Source organism: Lysinibacillus sp. NPDC056220 (genome assembly GCF_049315265.1).
In the GTDB taxonomy this organism is placed as follows: domain Bacteria; phylum Bacillota; class Bacilli; order Bacillales_A; family Planococcaceae; genus Lysinibacillus; species Lysinibacillus pinottii.
The window spans coordinates 867,092-883,024 of record NZ_JBMOXD010000001.1; the positions used below are offsets into that span (position 1 = coordinate 867,092).

General features: G+C 36.4%; 11 protein-coding genes. 7 read left to right on the forward strand and 4 right to left on the reverse strand.

Translation table 11 applies throughout. The annotated features are described in order from the left end of the window. Positions 1 to 34: 34 nt before the first annotated feature. Positions 35 to 1,096: an LCP family protein gene (locus ACOZBY_RS04165; protein ID WP_099804979.1), complete on the forward strand. Its 1,062-nt coding sequence runs from the start codon at positions 35 to 37 to the stop codon at positions 1,094 to 1,096. Between the two features lie 481 nt (positions 1,097 to 1,577). On the opposite strand, the gene ACOZBY_RS04170 is transcribed toward ACOZBY_RS04165, so the two are convergent. After that, entirely contained in the window at positions 1,578 to 2,645 is a 1,068-nt protein-coding gene (locus tag ACOZBY_RS04170; RefSeq protein WP_031418680.1) for a glycosyltransferase family 4 protein, read from the reverse strand. A gap of 224 nt (positions 2,646 to 2,869) precedes the next feature. Here ACOZBY_RS04170 and secA2 point away from each other — a divergent pair, with 224 nt between their 5' ends. Together secA2 and ACOZBY_RS04180 are read left to right on the forward strand one after the other, a co-directional pair. Next, a complete protein-coding gene (gene secA2 / locus ACOZBY_RS04175) occupies positions 2,870 to 5,233 on the forward strand; it encodes an accessory Sec system translocase SecA2 (RefSeq protein WP_031418679.1) in 2,364 nt (787 codons plus the stop codon). Beyond that, positions 5,233 to 6,129, forward strand: a complete 897-nt coding sequence (locus tag ACOZBY_RS04180; RefSeq protein ID WP_031418678.1) for an accessory Sec system S-layer assembly protein — start codon at positions 5,233 to 5,235, stop codon at positions 6,127 to 6,129. Before secA2 ends, ACOZBY_RS04180 begins: the two co-directional genes overlap by 1 nt. Before the next feature lie 89 nt (positions 6,130 to 6,218). Here ACOZBY_RS04180 and ACOZBY_RS04185 read toward each other — a convergent pair whose 3' ends face one another. Further along, on the reverse strand, positions 6,219 to 7,115 hold the full coding sequence (locus tag ACOZBY_RS04185) for a LysM peptidoglycan-binding domain-containing protein (protein ID WP_012292883.1): 897 nt from the start codon (positions 7,113 to 7,115) through the stop codon (positions 6,219 to 6,221). 249 nt (positions 7,116 to 7,364) lie between these two features. Here ACOZBY_RS04185 and brnQ point away from each other — a divergent pair, with 249 nt between their 5' ends. Both brnQ and ACOZBY_RS04195 read left to right on the forward strand, forming a co-directional pair. Next, entirely contained in the window at positions 7,365 to 8,696 is a 1,332-nt protein-coding gene (brnQ, locus tag ACOZBY_RS04190; protein WP_200990896.1) for a branched-chain amino acid transport system II carrier protein, read from the forward strand. Positions 8,697 to 8,888: 192 nt separating this feature from the next. Next, positions 8,889 to 10,262 (forward strand): S41 family peptidase, encoded by a 1,374-nt coding sequence (locus tag ACOZBY_RS04195; protein WP_012292880.1) that lies wholly within the window; start codon positions 8,889 to 8,891, stop codon positions 10,260 to 10,262. A 24-nt stretch (positions 10,263 to 10,286) separates the two neighbouring features. On the opposite strand, the gene ACOZBY_RS04200 is transcribed toward ACOZBY_RS04195, so the two are convergent. Then, positions 10,287 to 10,907: a TetR/AcrR family transcriptional regulator gene (locus ACOZBY_RS04200; protein WP_031418674.1), complete on the reverse strand. Its 621-nt coding sequence runs from the start codon at positions 10,905 to 10,907 to the stop codon at positions 10,287 to 10,289. 611 nt (positions 10,908 to 11,518) lie between these two features. Between ACOZBY_RS04200 and ACOZBY_RS04205 the strand changes: the two genes are divergently transcribed. Further along, positions 11,519 to 12,493: a proline dehydrogenase family protein gene (locus ACOZBY_RS04205; protein WP_012292878.1), complete on the forward strand. Its 975-nt coding sequence runs from the start codon at positions 11,519 to 11,521 to the stop codon at positions 12,491 to 12,493. A gap of 124 nt (positions 12,494 to 12,617) precedes the next feature. Here the strand turns inward: ACOZBY_RS04205 and ACOZBY_RS04210 are convergent, their stop codons facing one another. Then, positions 12,618 to 13,955 carry a helix-turn-helix domain-containing protein gene (locus tag ACOZBY_RS04210; RefSeq protein ID WP_012292877.1) on the reverse strand — a complete coding sequence of 446 codons (1,338 nt, stop codon included), beginning with the start codon at positions 13,953 to 13,955 and terminating at the stop codon, positions 12,618 to 12,620. A gap of 177 nt (positions 13,956 to 14,132) precedes the next feature. Here ACOZBY_RS04210 and pruA point away from each other — a divergent pair, with 177 nt between their 5' ends. Further along, positions 14,133 to 15,677 (forward strand): L-glutamate gamma-semialdehyde dehydrogenase, encoded by a 1,545-nt coding sequence (pruA, locus tag ACOZBY_RS04215; RefSeq protein WP_061504551.1) that lies wholly within the window; start codon positions 14,133 to 14,135, stop codon positions 15,675 to 15,677. The last annotated feature ends 256 nt before the right edge of the window (positions 15,678 to 15,933 follow it).

Here is a 15,933-nt window from a genome sequence, read left to right on the forward strand (position 1 = left end):
TTATTCCCAATAATAAGAGGAGAATATATCCAATATGAAAAAAAGATCTGTTAATAAGTTCAAAAAGAGATCTTCTAAAGCTTCCTTAATTATAAAAGTTACACTACTCCTAGTGGCTAGCTTAGTAATTTGTGTTACTGCTTATGGTGTTTACCTTACAAAACAGGTAGAGCATGCGGCAAACTCAGCCCATGAAGTATTAGAAGGTCGGGAAGTATCTAAGCTCCGTGAGGAAAAAGTAGAACCCGTACATGATAATGTTTCTATTTTATTTGTCGGAGTTGATGATAGTGATAATCGTGGACAAGGTTCTGATCATTCACGTTCTGATGCGCTTATTTTAGCAACATTAAATAATAAAACACATACCGTTAAAATGTTAAGTATCCCTCGTGATTCTTACGTTTATATTCCTAAGGTCGGCTATAAAGATAAAATCACTCATGCTCACGCAATGGGTGGGACCCTTACTACGATTGAGACAGTAGAACAATTATTCGATATCCCAATCGACTACTATGTACGAATGAACTTCAATGCCTTCATTGATGTTGTCGATGCATTAGGCGGTGTAGAGGCTGAAGTACCGTATGCCTTACACGAACTTGACGAATTTGATAAGTTTACAATCAATTTACAGCCAGGACTACAGCATTTAAATGGTAGTGAGGCACTCGCTCTTGCAAGAACACGTAAACAGGATAGCGATATCGAACGTGGTAAACGTCAACAGGAAATTCTTTCAGCTATTATTAAAAAAGTAGCTTCTGTAGGTTCCATCACAAAGTATGATGATGTAATCAAGGCACTTGGTGATAATATGAAAACAGATATGACATTTACTGAAATGAAATCCTTCTTATCATACTTATCAAAAGGCGCTCCGCGTATCGACACTTTAACTTTAGATGGTACAGATGATATGTCTACTGGTATTTATTATTACCAGCTAAATCAGGATTCTGTGGAAGAAACAAAGGAAATATTCAAAAACCATCTTGGCCGAAATGAAGAATCTTCAAGCCTAACTTCAAGTGGTAGCAACAATACAGGAACTGATAGTGCTGCTAGCGATGAAAATTCAGTGGTTGAATAATCAGTTCGTATAACAATAAAACCCTTCAGACCATAGACGAAATTTTTGTCTATGGTCTTTTTATTCTAGCCAACGCCATTTTAGTTTATCTCTCCTTCTCTTTTCCATACGCCTTAACGACCATACGAGCAGATTTTTTGTTGTTGCTTCTTTTCCCTTTAATCTGCTACTTTAAACAGCTCTCCGTTAGTGACAATAACCAACTAACCTCATAATAAAATGTTAGACGCGAAGGAGGAAAAAGCATAACGCCCTATGCATTGTGAAACAACGATTGACCCAATCAAAAGCCTTCAAGAAGTTCTCGCGTCTCTTTCGTATACTTCCCTTATGGATAGATGTCCTCTCTTAAAATTCCAACTCAAAGTAGAGATCATGCAGGAAGCATTTCGACCTAATCTGGAGTTATGGAAATCAAAAAAGACTAAAGACAAACTCAATTTTTTGAGTGCGTCTTTAGTCTTTAGTATGTCACAAAGCTTTATTTACTAAAGCTTCGTACAAAATTCAATAATGGTTTGTAGTTTTTACCAGCTAGCCCGATAATTTCTACAAATATTTCGATAGCTGTTAGAATGACAGCGACAAGTAAAATCGCACCCCATACTTTTGCCATTGAGAAAATAATTGCTGCTAATCCAAACATCACTGCAATTCCGTAAATAATAAGTACAGTTTGACGATGTGTGAAACCCATATCCAGTAAACGATGGTGTAAGTGGGATTTATCTGGATCAGACCATTTCTTCTTCATACGTACACGTCGAACAATCGCAAAGAACGTATCAGAAATCGGAACACCAAGAATAATAATTGGGATGATTAAAGAAACGAACGTAACATTTTTAAACCCAAGTAACGCTAGTACAGAGATCATAAATCCAAGGAATAGTGCTCCTGTATCACCCATAAAGATTTTGGCTGGGTGGAAGTTATAAAATAAGAAGCCAAGTGAAGCTACAGCTAAAATGGCTGCTATTGCTAATACAAACATATTACTCATAATAAATGCCATGACCGCTAATGTAATCAGCGCTATTGTGGATACACCAGCAGCTAGACCATCTAAGCCATCAATTAAATTAACAGCATTTGTAATCCCAACAATCCAAATGATTGTTAAAGGAATACTTAGTAAACCAAAATCTAATGTACCTAAAAATGGTAGGTTTACCACATCAATTTGAATGCCACCTACAAAAACAATAATGAGAGCAGCACCCAGCTGACCAAGCATTTTTGCTTTCGCAGAAATCTCACGCATATCGTCCACAACGCCTGTCGCTACTATAATACAAGCACCAATAATAATCGCTATTAAATAATCGCTATTGCCATTTTTAGTATGAATTAAATAAGAATATAAAATCGTTACACCAATTATAAATGCAAGGAAAATAGCCAAACCACCAAGTCTTGGCATAATTCGAGCATGTACTTTTCGATAGTTTGGTGCGTCCACTGCACCTATTCTAAATGCTAAACGTTTCACTAATGGAGTTAACAAAATGGATGCAACGAATGCTGCTATTAAAGACACGTAAATCATGTCTCTCCTCCTCAAAAAATAATCTACATTGAAATCCAAATTGATTATAGCACGAACAAGCATTGAAATATACTTTTTCTAAACATTTTCCACGATTTCACAAATATTTTGTACATTTTAGCATTAATAGATTCCTATATAGTCAATTGTAGTCACCATACGTAAAATTTGATAGAATAATGGAGTGTCTAGCATTTAGACAACATTAAAGGAGCGTATATTTCATGTTCTCAATTTTCAAAAGTAACAAAGAGCAAACGAGTGCTCGTCAATTAAAACGCTACTACAAAATAGTAGATCAAATTAATAATCTTGAACAAAAGTATGTTGACAAGTCAGATGCCGAATTACGTGAAATGACTTTTATTTTCAAAAATCAATTAGAACAAGGTGAGCCTATTACATCAATCATCCCAGACGCATTTGCTGTTGTACGCGAAGCCTCAAAGCGTGTATTAGGAATGCGTCATTTTGATGTGCAGCTTATCGGTGGTCTAGTGTTAACAGAAGGTAATATTGCTGAAATGCCTACAGGTGAAGGTAAAACACTAGTGGCATCTCTTCCCTCTTATGTACGTGCATTAGAAGGTAAAGGCGTTCATGTCATCACCGTGAATGATTACCTAGCAAAACGTGACTATGAGCTAGTTGGTCAAATTCATCGTTTTCTTGGCCTAACTGTTGGTTTAAATATTCCAATGATGGAGGCTGATGAGAAAAAAGAAGCCTACAATGCAGATATTACATACGGTGTGGGTACTGAATTTGGTTTCGACTATTTACGTGACAATATGTCCTATAGCTTAGCAGATAAAGTACAGCGTCCTTATCACTTCGCAATTATTGATGAAGTGGATAGTGTATTAATCGACGAAGCTAAAACACCTTTAATTATCGCAGGTAAAATGCCTTCAAATGATGAATTACATCGCATTGCGGCTATGTTAGCTAAACGTTTCAAAAAGGATGAAGACTATGATTTCGATGATGAAACAAAGGCTACATCTCTAACAGATAAAGGTATTGAAAAAATTGAGGCTGCTTTCAATGTTGAAAATCTGTATGATTTAGAACATCAAACACTTTTCCATTATGTCATCCAAGCAGTACGAGCTCATGTCATGTTTAAACGTGATGTGGATTACATTGTGAAAGATGACAAAATCGAGCTTGTGGACATGTTTACAGGCCGTATTTTAGAAGGACGTTCGCTTTCTGACGGTTTACATCAAGCAATTGAAGCCAAAGAAGGCGTCACTATTACAGATGAAAATAAATCACAAGCACAAATTACAATTCAGAACTATTTCCGTATGTATCCGAAGCTTTCTGGGATGACGGGTACAGCGAAAACACAGGAAAAAGAAATTCGTGAAGTATATGGCATGGAAGTTGTACAAATTCCAACGAATCGTCCACGTCAACGTGTCGATCAGCCTGATATTATTTTTAGCACTCAAGAGGCAAAATATAAGTATGTGGCAGCCGAAACTAAAAAGCGCCACGAAAAAGGACAGCCTATCTTAATTGGTACAACATCGATCTTACAGTCTGAGACAGTGGCCGATTATCTAAAAAAGGAAAAATTAACATTCCAATTACTAAATGCAAAAACCGTTGAGCAAGAGGTTGAGCTTATTTCGCAGGCAGGTCAAAAAGGGCGTATTACGGTAGCGACAAATATGGCTGGTCGTGGTACGGATATCGTGTTAGGCGATGATGTTCACGAACTTGGTGGTTTATATGTTATTGGTACCGAAAAGCATGAAAGTCGCCGTGTAGACAATCAGCTTCGTGGTCGTTCTGGTCGACAAGGTGACATAGGCGAAAGCCGCTTCATTCTCTCTATTGAAGATGATATGTTCCGACGCTATGCAAAAGAAGAAGTTGAAAAATTCTCTGCCAAAATGGTCGTTGACGAACAGGGCATTATTCAAAATAAAGAGGTTCAGGAGCTAATTGACCGTACACAGCGCATTGTCGAAGGTTCTCAGTATGGCATGCGTGAGTATAACTTAAAGTTAGACGATGTTATTAATGATCAACGTACTGTACTATACGGACTACGAGACAAAATTTTAGCTGGTGAAGACTTAATGGGCGAGCTGAAAAAAATGCTACATGAAACGGTTGACTTCGCTGTACTAGATGCTGCACCGGAGGATGTATCCTCAATAGATTGGGATTATGATCGGATGGAGCATGCACTTAACTCCCTTTTCATCACACCGGTTACAATCGATCGCGAGGTTGGTAAAGTAAAACAAATTTTAGCTGATATTCAGCCTTCTGAACAAGAGCTCCTCAATCATATGGAGAAATTTGCGGAAAATGAAAGAGTAATTGAAGTTCTTCCACAAATTATGCTTAGCTATATCGATAGTGGTTGGGTAAGACATTTAGAGGCAATGACGCATTTAAAAGAAGGAATCGGCTTACGCCATTATCAACAAGAAGACCCAATGCGAATTTACCAACGAGAAGGACTTGAATTGTTCGGTAAAAATTTCCAAGAGCTACGTCGTTCAATTATAATAGAGATTACAGGCTTCATGAAAACAGTCGAGGCACAACAGGAGGAACAATAATGGGTTTATTTTCATTTTTTAAAAAATCGGACAAAGTCGGTCAAGAAAATACGATTGACTCTAAAGACCTGCTAGGAAATGCTACAGCAAATAAAGGTGATCACCGTGATGTTGTAACAAAACTGTCCTTTCATCCAGAATGGGATGTGCCGCAGGAGCAAAAGTACATCTTTAACTTCCTTGCGAATGAGCTAGAACCATTGAAACCGAATCAATTATCGCTATCTTCTATTAGTATTGAAGAGGCTCGCGCTGGAAAATGGCTAGTTCGTGCATTTTTCCGTTCTTCTTTACCACAAGCAATTGAGCTAGGTGAAATTGAACTTTTCATTCTAGATAAAAATGAAGAGCTTATCGCTTCTAAAAAATTCGATTTTAAAGCTTTAGGCACAATTCCGGCAGAAAGTGCTCGTCCATGGGTATTTGAATTTGAAAAATCTACTATTAAAGTAGACGAAGTTCCTGAAGATGGCTGGAAAATTGCCTTTAACCTTGTCTCCCTTCGTGGTCACCAATTAGAGCTAGATCCATCATGGGAAAAGCAATTACCAGCAGCTCAAAAAGAAGAGCTTGAGAAAATCGTCAAAACATTACCAGAACTTGGTGAAACTGAGGTAAACTTTACAGGCCTACAGGCAAAACTAGCAGACAATGGTAATCTAAACGTATCCATCTTTATCCGAAATGGTCACAACAAAGCGATCAATTTAGAGCAATTACCTTTAGAAATTATTGATTCGACAGGTAAGCAAATTGCAAAAGGTTCTTTTAAAATGGACCCAATTCTAACTGTTCAACCGAACTCAACAAAGCCATGGACATTTATCTTCCCAGCAGAGCTTGTTGATGCAGAAGACGCTGATCTTTCTCGTTGGACAGCACGTGTAACGCAATAATACATAAAGCCCCTTCTCAATAAAGAGAAGGGGCTTTATAAGTTCCCACTACACTAGTGATCTCTGCCCTAGCAAAAATCCCTAGTTTTTTATTTCACATTATCAAAACGTTTATAGGCAACTAGTTTAGATGACCAGTATGGATACGTAACATCTGAAATTTCTACACCATCTGTACCTGCATGGACAAATTTATTCTCACCAAGATAAATACCCATATGAGAAATCCCTTCTTTATATGTGTTCTCGAAGAAGACTAAATCACCAGGTACTGGATTTTGTACAGCCGTTGTATTGCCATTAAAATACCCTTCACTACTCGCTCTTCCTATTTTTAAGCCACCTTGATTAAAGGTATAGAAAATAAAGCCACTGCAGTCAAGGCCTACAGGTGTATTTCCACCATATAGATACGGTGTCCCAACCAATGTATTGGCCACTTCTATTGTCTTCTTATAAATAGCTTGTCCATTAGTGGTAGGATCATTTGATGTTACTTTTGGTGGTGTACCCGCATCTGAAGTCACATTATTATGTATTGAATCGCTCTCGGGAATAACTGCGCCTGGAGACATTTTTAACACTTGTCCAATGTAAATTGTGTCTTTCTCCAGCTTATTCCAACTCATAATATCCTTAATGGTCACATTATATTGCTTAGCAATTTTGGATAATGTATCACCCTTAGCTACTGTGTGAGAAGTAGTTGTTGGCTGCTTTACGGTTGTTGATGGAACTGAAGTATTTTTACTATCATTCGTCGCTAGCTTTTGAATTTCAAGCTTTTGAGCCACATAAATCGTATCTTTCGATAGATTATTCCATTTCATAATATCTGTAATCGTTACTTGATGATTTTGGGCGATTTTAGATAAAGTATCGCCTTTTTGTACAGTATATGTTGCAGCCTCTGCAGTTTGTAGTGTTAAAAATGAAGTGGCTAAAGTGCTTAAAACGAGAATTCTCCATTTTTTTGTTTTTTGCATACCAAAGTGCCTCCGTTCGTGCTAGAATATTTCCTTGTGTGTCTATCATACTAGATAATTATATTATGAAAAATCGGAAATACTGACTATTTTTCAAACTTTTTATCAAACTTATAGAAAACGACGAAATCCGACTATATTACAATAGTATATTCATTGCAAGAATTTAGTTCCTATGATAACATACACTTCTGTATTTAAAATTTTTAGAAAGTTTCATCTTTTCAATCTTAAAGGAGTTTTTAACTTATGAAAAACATCATGCATTTCCTCAAAGGAAATTTAGCAGTAGGATTACTACTATTTGCCTTATTCTTGGGTGCTGGGAATATTATTTTTCCACCGTTATTAGGTCAACAAGCAGGTGAAAATATCTCAGTAGCCATGATTGGCTTCCTAATTACAGGTGTCGGTTTACCATTATTAGCTATCGTTGCTGTCGCTAAAGCAGGAGGCGATTTACAACTGCTCGCCAATCGTGTTAGCCCCGCTTTTGGTATACTCTTTACATCTATTGTATATTTAGCAATTGGCCCGTTTTTTGCTGTACCACGAACTGGATCGGTGTCCTATGAAATTGGAATTGCCCCTTTTCTTTCAGAAGGTATGAAGGATCATTGGGCACCTCTTTTCATTACATCTATTTTGTTTTTTACCTTAATCCTTTATTTATCCATTAACCCTTCGAAGCTTGTCGATCGAGTAGGAAAAATCTTAACCCCTGTCCTACTTCTTGTCATTTTATTGCTGGCTGTCAAAAGCTTTCTTTCTCCAATGGGCGAGCCTGGGGAAGCGGTTGGAAACTATATTAGCTCCCCATTTGCTGAAGGATTTGTACAGGGATACTTAACAATGGATGTTCTGAGCGCTCTTGTATTCGGTATCGTTATTTTACAAGCATTACGCGATATGGGCATGACAGATAAGAAAAAGCAAGTCAATACAACTATATTTGCTGGTGTTGTTGCAGCAATTGGTTTATCTTTTGTTTACATCTCACTCGGTCATATCGGTAATACAAGCATTGCTGCCATTGGTACTTCTGCGAATGGTGGAGATATTATTGCAAAATCAGCAGAAGTACTTTTTGGAAGTCTAGGAAGTATTATTTTGTCTGCGACTATTTTACTAGCTTGTATTTCAACAGCTGTAGGTTTACTAACTGCCAACGCACAATTTTTCCATAAACTATTCCCAAAAGTATCCTACAAAACATTCTTAATCGTCTTTACTATTTTTAGTACAGCCATTACAAATGTAGGGCTTTCAACAATTATTAAAGCATCTCTACCTGTGCTGTTAATCATTTATCCAATAGCCATGGTATTGATGGTGCTATCATTAATGGATCACTTCTTTAAAGGTGGACAAATTGTTTATATTTTAGCGTTAATCCCTACCTTCCTTGTCAGCCTATATGATGGATTAAAGCAAATGAAAATCGACATCACTTCATATGAAAATATTCTTCAAGCCTTGCCATTGTATGAGCAAAACTTAGGATGGCTTGTACCAGCCATTGTTGGTGCATTTATCGGTTTTATTATTTATAAACTATTTAACAATCAAGTCTCGGCTTAATGGACCTGACATTTTTCATGAGAATCTACTTGCTATACAAGGCAAGTAGATTCTTTTTCTATGACATTAAATTCATCCACTATTTCTATCGTTCATGTATAATAAAAACTAGATACTCAATTGTAAAATGTATCCATCCATTAACTAGGAGGACATACATTCCTATTGTGAGTTCTAGAAAAGAGGTGTTCAATGAAAAAATTAATATGGCCGTTCGTATTTATTCTAGGCTTCTTTCTCCTACCACTAACATCTACGCAAGCAGCTAGCCATGAACAATCGTTAGTAAGAGAAGTAAAGGATATTATACAGAATACGTATGTGGGGACGATTAACGGAAACTTAGAAAAGGCTACATCCATCGCAGAAATTATTGATATGCTGGATCCTTACTCCACTTATTTTACAAAACAAGAATTTGAAGATTATATGAATAGCATCAATTTATCATCCATCGGCATCGGTGTTGTGATTGAAGAGCACGAAGATGGTATTCATATTTTACAAGTAATTGAGGGCAGTGGTGCATTTGATGCAGGCTTACAAGCAGGAGATATCATTATTGCAGTAAATGGTGAGTCAATTATTGGTCGTTCTACACAGGAGACCTCTTCTCTCTTAACTGGTCATGAAGGTAGTCAGGTGAAAGTTACACTTAAACATAGTAATGAAACGACGACGACAAAAACCATTACACGAAAAAAATTCACATTACCAAATGTACAATCTAAATTATTGTTTGGGCATGTTGGCTACATTTCACTAGCTTCATTTTCAGAAGATGGTGCACAGCTTGTCAAAAAAGCGTTAGCTGATTTAAAAAAGCGCGGTGCTAAATCGTTTATCTTCGATTTACAAAATAACGGTGGCGGGTATGTTACAACAGCTGAAGAGCTTACAGGTCTATTTCCATCAGCAAAAGTTGCGTATCTATTAGAGGAAGCACATGCCTCTTATACAATACCAGCCGTTAAGCAAAATACGAAGTTTCCAGTAAATACGCGTATTTTAGTCAATCGATACAGCGCTAGTGCTTCTGAAATGCTTTCTGCATCATTAAAAGACCAAAAAGCAGCTATTTTATACGGTGAAACTACTTACGGGAAGGGCGCCATGCAGGGCTTTTATATGCTCCATGACGGAAGCTACTTAAAATTAACTGTAGGCAAATTTACAGGTCCTGCCCAGCAAACCATTCATGAAGTAGGAGTCAAACCCAATATTCAAACAACAACAGCGCCTATTTTCCAGGCACATTTTGATGCCATAAAGGAGCAATACCCTAAATATAAAAAGCTTTCAATTGGGAAGACTAGCATTCAAACAGGAAAAATAACGGTGAAACTACCTACAGCACTTGTTTCACAAATGGATAAGGGGTCTATTCAACTTATTGCTTTAGGGGGCGATGAAGTATTAGCCACTACTAAAGTCGAAGGGCAAACATTAATTGTTACTCCAACGAGTCCTTTATCACTCAATCAGGAATATATGCTACTCATTCATCCGAATAAACAAAGCAAGGGACAAAAAGGTTATTATCAGCACATAAAATTTGAAAATTAAGAAAAATCCTCCCATCAATCTACATTACGACTGATGGGAGGATTTTTGTATGATTTCTTCAGTTTTCCAAAAATATAATTGTACAATATCGTTTGCTAGTTCTGCTGGCAATCTTTTTTGCTCTAGTAAATTGGTTAAAATCAGTCTCTCCATCGATCCAACTAAAGAATCTATTAAAATTTTAATATCTACACGATAACGTTGTAAATCCTTGTCACAATCATGAAGATAAATAAGATGGATTAATTCTTGCGTTAGTTGAGATTTTACTAAAATTGCCTGCTTAGATTCTATAAAACCGATTTTTGATAGCTTCGGATTTTCGATTATGTAGAGAAACAATTTTGACAGTTTTTGTTCTAAAATCGAAATAAATGCTTCTAATCCATTAGCCATACTATCAGAGGATTTACTATTCATCGCTTCAAAAAAGCCACTCTGAAATTGCAAGTTCAAATCATTATAAAGTGCATCTTTACTTTTAAAGTATAAATAAAAAGTAGGCTGTGTTACATTAGCAGCCTTCACAATATCACTAATTTTTGTATGATGATATCCTTTATCAGAAAATAGCTCTATCGCTTTTTCAAGTAATAGTTGTTTGCTTCGTTCACCATTTGAATTAAATTTTCTACCCCTTGCCATACTTTCCACCTTATCTCAGTTTATAGTCGCCCTAATCCCTTAGCATCACTAATAGACACACTATTCTTAATCAAAAGTAACTAAATTTTCATAACATGTGCATTTTTTATTCATGATTATACACCATTGTATTATAATACACCTTTTAAATTTTTACTATAAATGATAGATTTATGATTACACTAAAAAGTGTATATTTTTTATTTAATTTCCAAAATACCTCAATTATCCATACCATAAAATTATATCAACATATTATCAATAGAAGGATTTCACTTATTTCTTTTTTTCTTATAGATTGGGTTTAAATAAACACTCTTTCACCCAATAAATTAGCAAAATTATAGCAATAAACTCCTTCAATAAAGCAGCACTTCCGTTTTAAGACAAAAATTTTAACATAAAACAAAACTATTATTTTGAAAAGTCCTTTTTTTTGAAAAAATATTTTTTATGGCCGTTTTTAAATTCGAAAAATCAATTACGCCAAGAGTTTACCTCCTCAGTCATCTGTTCAAAAAATTTTTTTCTAAAAATCATCCCATTTTACTTTTCGAAAAAAGTGTTATAATCGCCAAGAATTTAAAATTTTCAATTTTGGAGGCATAAAAATGGTACTACGTGATTTTTTCATTTACTTATCAGAAAACAAAGTATTAAATAGCGCTGCACAAAAATATGGTCTAAAAATGGGGGCACAAAGTGTTGTTGCAGGCACTAGCTTACCTGAAGTTGTCCAATCTATTAAAGAATTAAATAAAGCGAATATTTCTTGTACAGTCGACAATCTTGGAGAGTTCGTTTATGAGAAATCAGAAGCAACTGCTGCAAAAAATAATATTTTAGCTGTTGTCCAAGCGATTCACGATGAGCAACTAGATGCTCATATTTCACTTAAACCTTCCCAATTAGGGTTAGATATTGATTACGCATTTTGCTACGAAAACCTAAAAGAAATCGTAGAGCTTGCACATCAATATAATATTTTCGTGAATTTCGATATGGAAAATTATGAACGTTTACACAGCTCTTTTGAATTATTAGAGGAGTTACACAAAGAATTTGATAATGTGGGAACTGTTATTCAAGCTTACTTCTTCGAGTCAGAGGAAAATATTGAGAAGTACAAAAACTTCCGTTTACGTATTGTAAAAGGTGCTTACAAAGAGCCAGAAAGTGTAGCATATCAATCAAAGGGTGATATCGACCGGAACTATTTGAAGCTAATCGAACATCACTTGTTACATGGTAAATTTACTTCTATCGCTACTCATGACCACAATGTTATTAATCATGTGAAGCAATTCGTTAAACAGCATAACGTTCCAAATGATAAGTTTGAATTCCAAATGCTATATGGTTTCCGTAAAGAAATGCAGTTAGACCTTGCACGTGAAGGCTATAATTTCTGCACATACCTACCATTTGGTAACGACTGGTACGGTTACTTTATGCGCCGTCTAGCTGAGCGCCCACAAAACGTAGCACTTGTAACAAAACAAGTGTTTAATAAAAAAACAAACCTAGCAATTGGCTTAGGAGCAGCAGCCTTCGCCCTTGGTCGTCTTTCAAAAAAAGGAAAATAAGACTTAAGGCTAGTGACTATCCAACAGTTCGATAATTCTAGCCGTCACTTTCGGAATTCTATCCGTCAGTTCGACTGCTTTATCCGTCATTCTAAACAAGCTATCAAAAAAAGCGAAAACATTGTTAATCCATGTTTTCGCTTTTTTTATTGAGCTTATAGTTTTTTACGCGATATTGTAAACTTTGTCGTCGAATTCCCAATGCAGCCGCGGTTTTGGAGATATTACCTTGATGAAAGTCTAAAGCCTTGGAAATATAATATTCCTCCACCTCTTTCATGTAGACATCTAATGGTCGAATGTCTTGCTGATTTTTAATGACAAACAAATCACTTGTTGATACTTCATTTTCTGTTTCCTCACATGTACTTTGGATTTTCCATTTAAAATGAACAGGTAGCATATGGGATTCTACGACCGTTTCATTGGTAATCAGAGAGGTAATTTCATCCAGCAATACTTCTAATTCCTTTAAATTACCTGGCCAATCATATTTCAAAAATATCTCTTGAACTTCTTCCGAAAGTCCTTGAATCGTTGAGCCAAAGCTATCACGATGCCTTTTGAAGTAATCATCAATAAATGGCATCATATCTTCTTTTCTTTCACGCAAAGGTGGTACATAAATTGTGATTCCAGAAAATAAGCGGTACAGTTTTTTAGAAAGCTCCTGTTTTTGAATCAAATCTATTGGGTCTTTGCCAACACTAGCAATTAAAACATGCTGATGATTTGGATGATCGTTGAATAGCTCGACAATCTTTTCTTGTGCCTCGAGTGATAAATATTCGATGCGTTCAGCAAAAAAAGTAATTCTCTCTTTTTCAACAATGTATTTTTCAAATTGATTCAACACTGTTTGCTCATCTCGCCGGCAAATTAATGCGATAAACATATCATTTTGCACGTTTAGATCATGATGAATCCCCTCAGCAATCATATCAATTCCAGTACCTGACTCCCCTATTAGCACAACAGGCATTCTGCTCAAGGCGACAATTTTTGCCTTTTCAATGACACCCTTCATAACTTCGGAGACAGCCGTAATAATATCAAATGTTAGCGGTGCACCGTATCTTCTTAATGGCTGATACATCATATATTCAAGCTGCGTAATATCCCGAGCAAACTCTACAGCCCCTACTAAAACACCCTCATAGTGCAACGGATAAATATTGCTTATGTAGGTCACTTCTTGATTTTTTTTATTCCAATACGTTTTTTTCACATGTAGAACTGGCGTTTCAGAACTTAGAACTTTAAAGATATCGCTTTTTTCGATTTCGAAATCAATGATTTCTATTGCTCGCCTCTCCTCATACTCGTCTTCATTCACGCCTTCTAGTTCTCGCATTTTTTTATTGTAAATGAGCAATTTGCCTTCTGTATCCACAACGCAGATTCCCATATCACCTTTTTCAATGACGTATTTATAAATGCTTAGTAATACATTATTATCCATCTTGTCCTCCTGTATTCCATTATGCTTATTCTAACACCAATACGAAAAACAGATGCAATAATTAAAAAAGTTTTAAAATTAGTTGATTAATGCCAAATTATATTGCATTATATAATTAACAAAATCTTTAAAGGTGCATAATCATTTTGCACCCTTTATCCAGGGGAGGAAACAGATATGATTCCATACAAACACGAACCATTCACAGATTTTTCACAAGAGGCAAACTACAATGCTTATGTAGAGGCTTTAAATAAAGTTGAAGGTTACTTAGGGCAAGACTACCCACTTATTATCGGTGGTGAGCGTATTACAACGGAAGATAAAATTGTTTCGTACAATCCTGCAAAGAAAACAGAAGTTATCGGCCGTGTGTCAAAAGCAAGCAAAGATTTAGCTGAAAAAGCGATGCAAGCAGCAGATGAAACATTCAAAACTTGGAAAAAGGTAGATCCAGCTATTCGTGCAGACGTTCTTTTCAAAGCAGCAGCTATTATTCGTCGTCGTAAACATGAATTCTCAGCATTATTAACAAAAGAAGCTGGGAAACCATGGGCTGAGGCAGATGCAGATACAGCAGAAGCAATCGACTTCTTAGAATACTATGGTCGCCAAATGCTACGTATTAAAAACGGTCAACCAGTAGAAAGCCGTCCAGGTGAATACAACCGCTATGACTATATTCCACTAGGAATCGGTATCGTCATCTCTCCTTGGAACTTCCCATTTGCGATTATGGCTGGTACAACAGTGGCTGCTTTAGTAACAGGTAACACAGTATTACTAAAACCAGCTTCTACAACACCAGTAGTGGCATATAAATTTATCGAAGTATTAGAAGAAGCAGGTCTTCCAGCAGGAGCTGTTAACTTTGTACCAGGTTCTGGTGCAGAAGTGGGCGACTACTTAGTGGATCACCCAAAAACTCGTTTCATCAGCTTCACAGGTTCACGTGATGTTGGTTTACGTATTAACCAACGAGCATCTGTCCTAAATGATGGTCAAATTTGGATCAAACGCGTTATCGCTGAAATGGGCGGTAAAGATACAATCGTTGTCGATAAAGAAGCAGATCTTGAATTAGCTGCACAATCGATCGTGAAATCAGCATTTGGTTTCTCAGGTCAAAAATGTTCAGCATGTTCTCGTGCTGTTATCGTAGAAGATGTGTATGACCAAGTAGTGAACCGTGTAGAAGAGTTAACAAACGCATTAACAGTTGGAGATCCAACAGATTTCAGCAACTTCATGGCAACGGTTATTGACCAAGCAGCATTCAATAAAATTACGGAATACATCGAAATCGGTAAAGGCGAAGGTCGTCTAGTAGCTGGTGGTACAGCAGATGATACAGTAGGTTACTTCGTACAACCAACTGTATTTGCGGACGTAGAGCCTTCTGCACGTATTATGAAAGAAGAAATCTTCGGACCAGTAGTAGCGATTGCAAAAGCAAAGGATTTCGATCATGCGATTGAAATTGCGAACGATACAGAATACGGTTTAACAGGTGCTGTCATTACGACAAACCGCATGAACTTAGAAAAAGCACGTGAAGAATTCCATGTTGGAAACCTTTACTTCAACCGTGGTTGTACAGGTGCGATTGTTGGCTACCAACCATTTGGTGGCTTCAACATGTCAGGTACAGACTCAAAAGCTGGTGGCCCAGACTACCTACAACTTCACATGCAAGCAAAAACAACTTCTGAAATGCTATAATATTTTCCAGCATAAAAGCCGTACATAGTTTAATATGTACGGCTTTTTTTATTGTTTCACTCAAACCTATATATAATAGAAGAAACTCATGTGAATTTTGATTCACTTCCCTCTCAGATTCCACTATTACGTTCTCTATATAAGCCAAAAGGATACTTTTCTCCTATAACAATCTGGTATATTTTATGATATTTCTAACATTTGACCCTTAACTTGATTCTGTAACTTTGTTAAAATGATAACAGTTTAGGAGGGT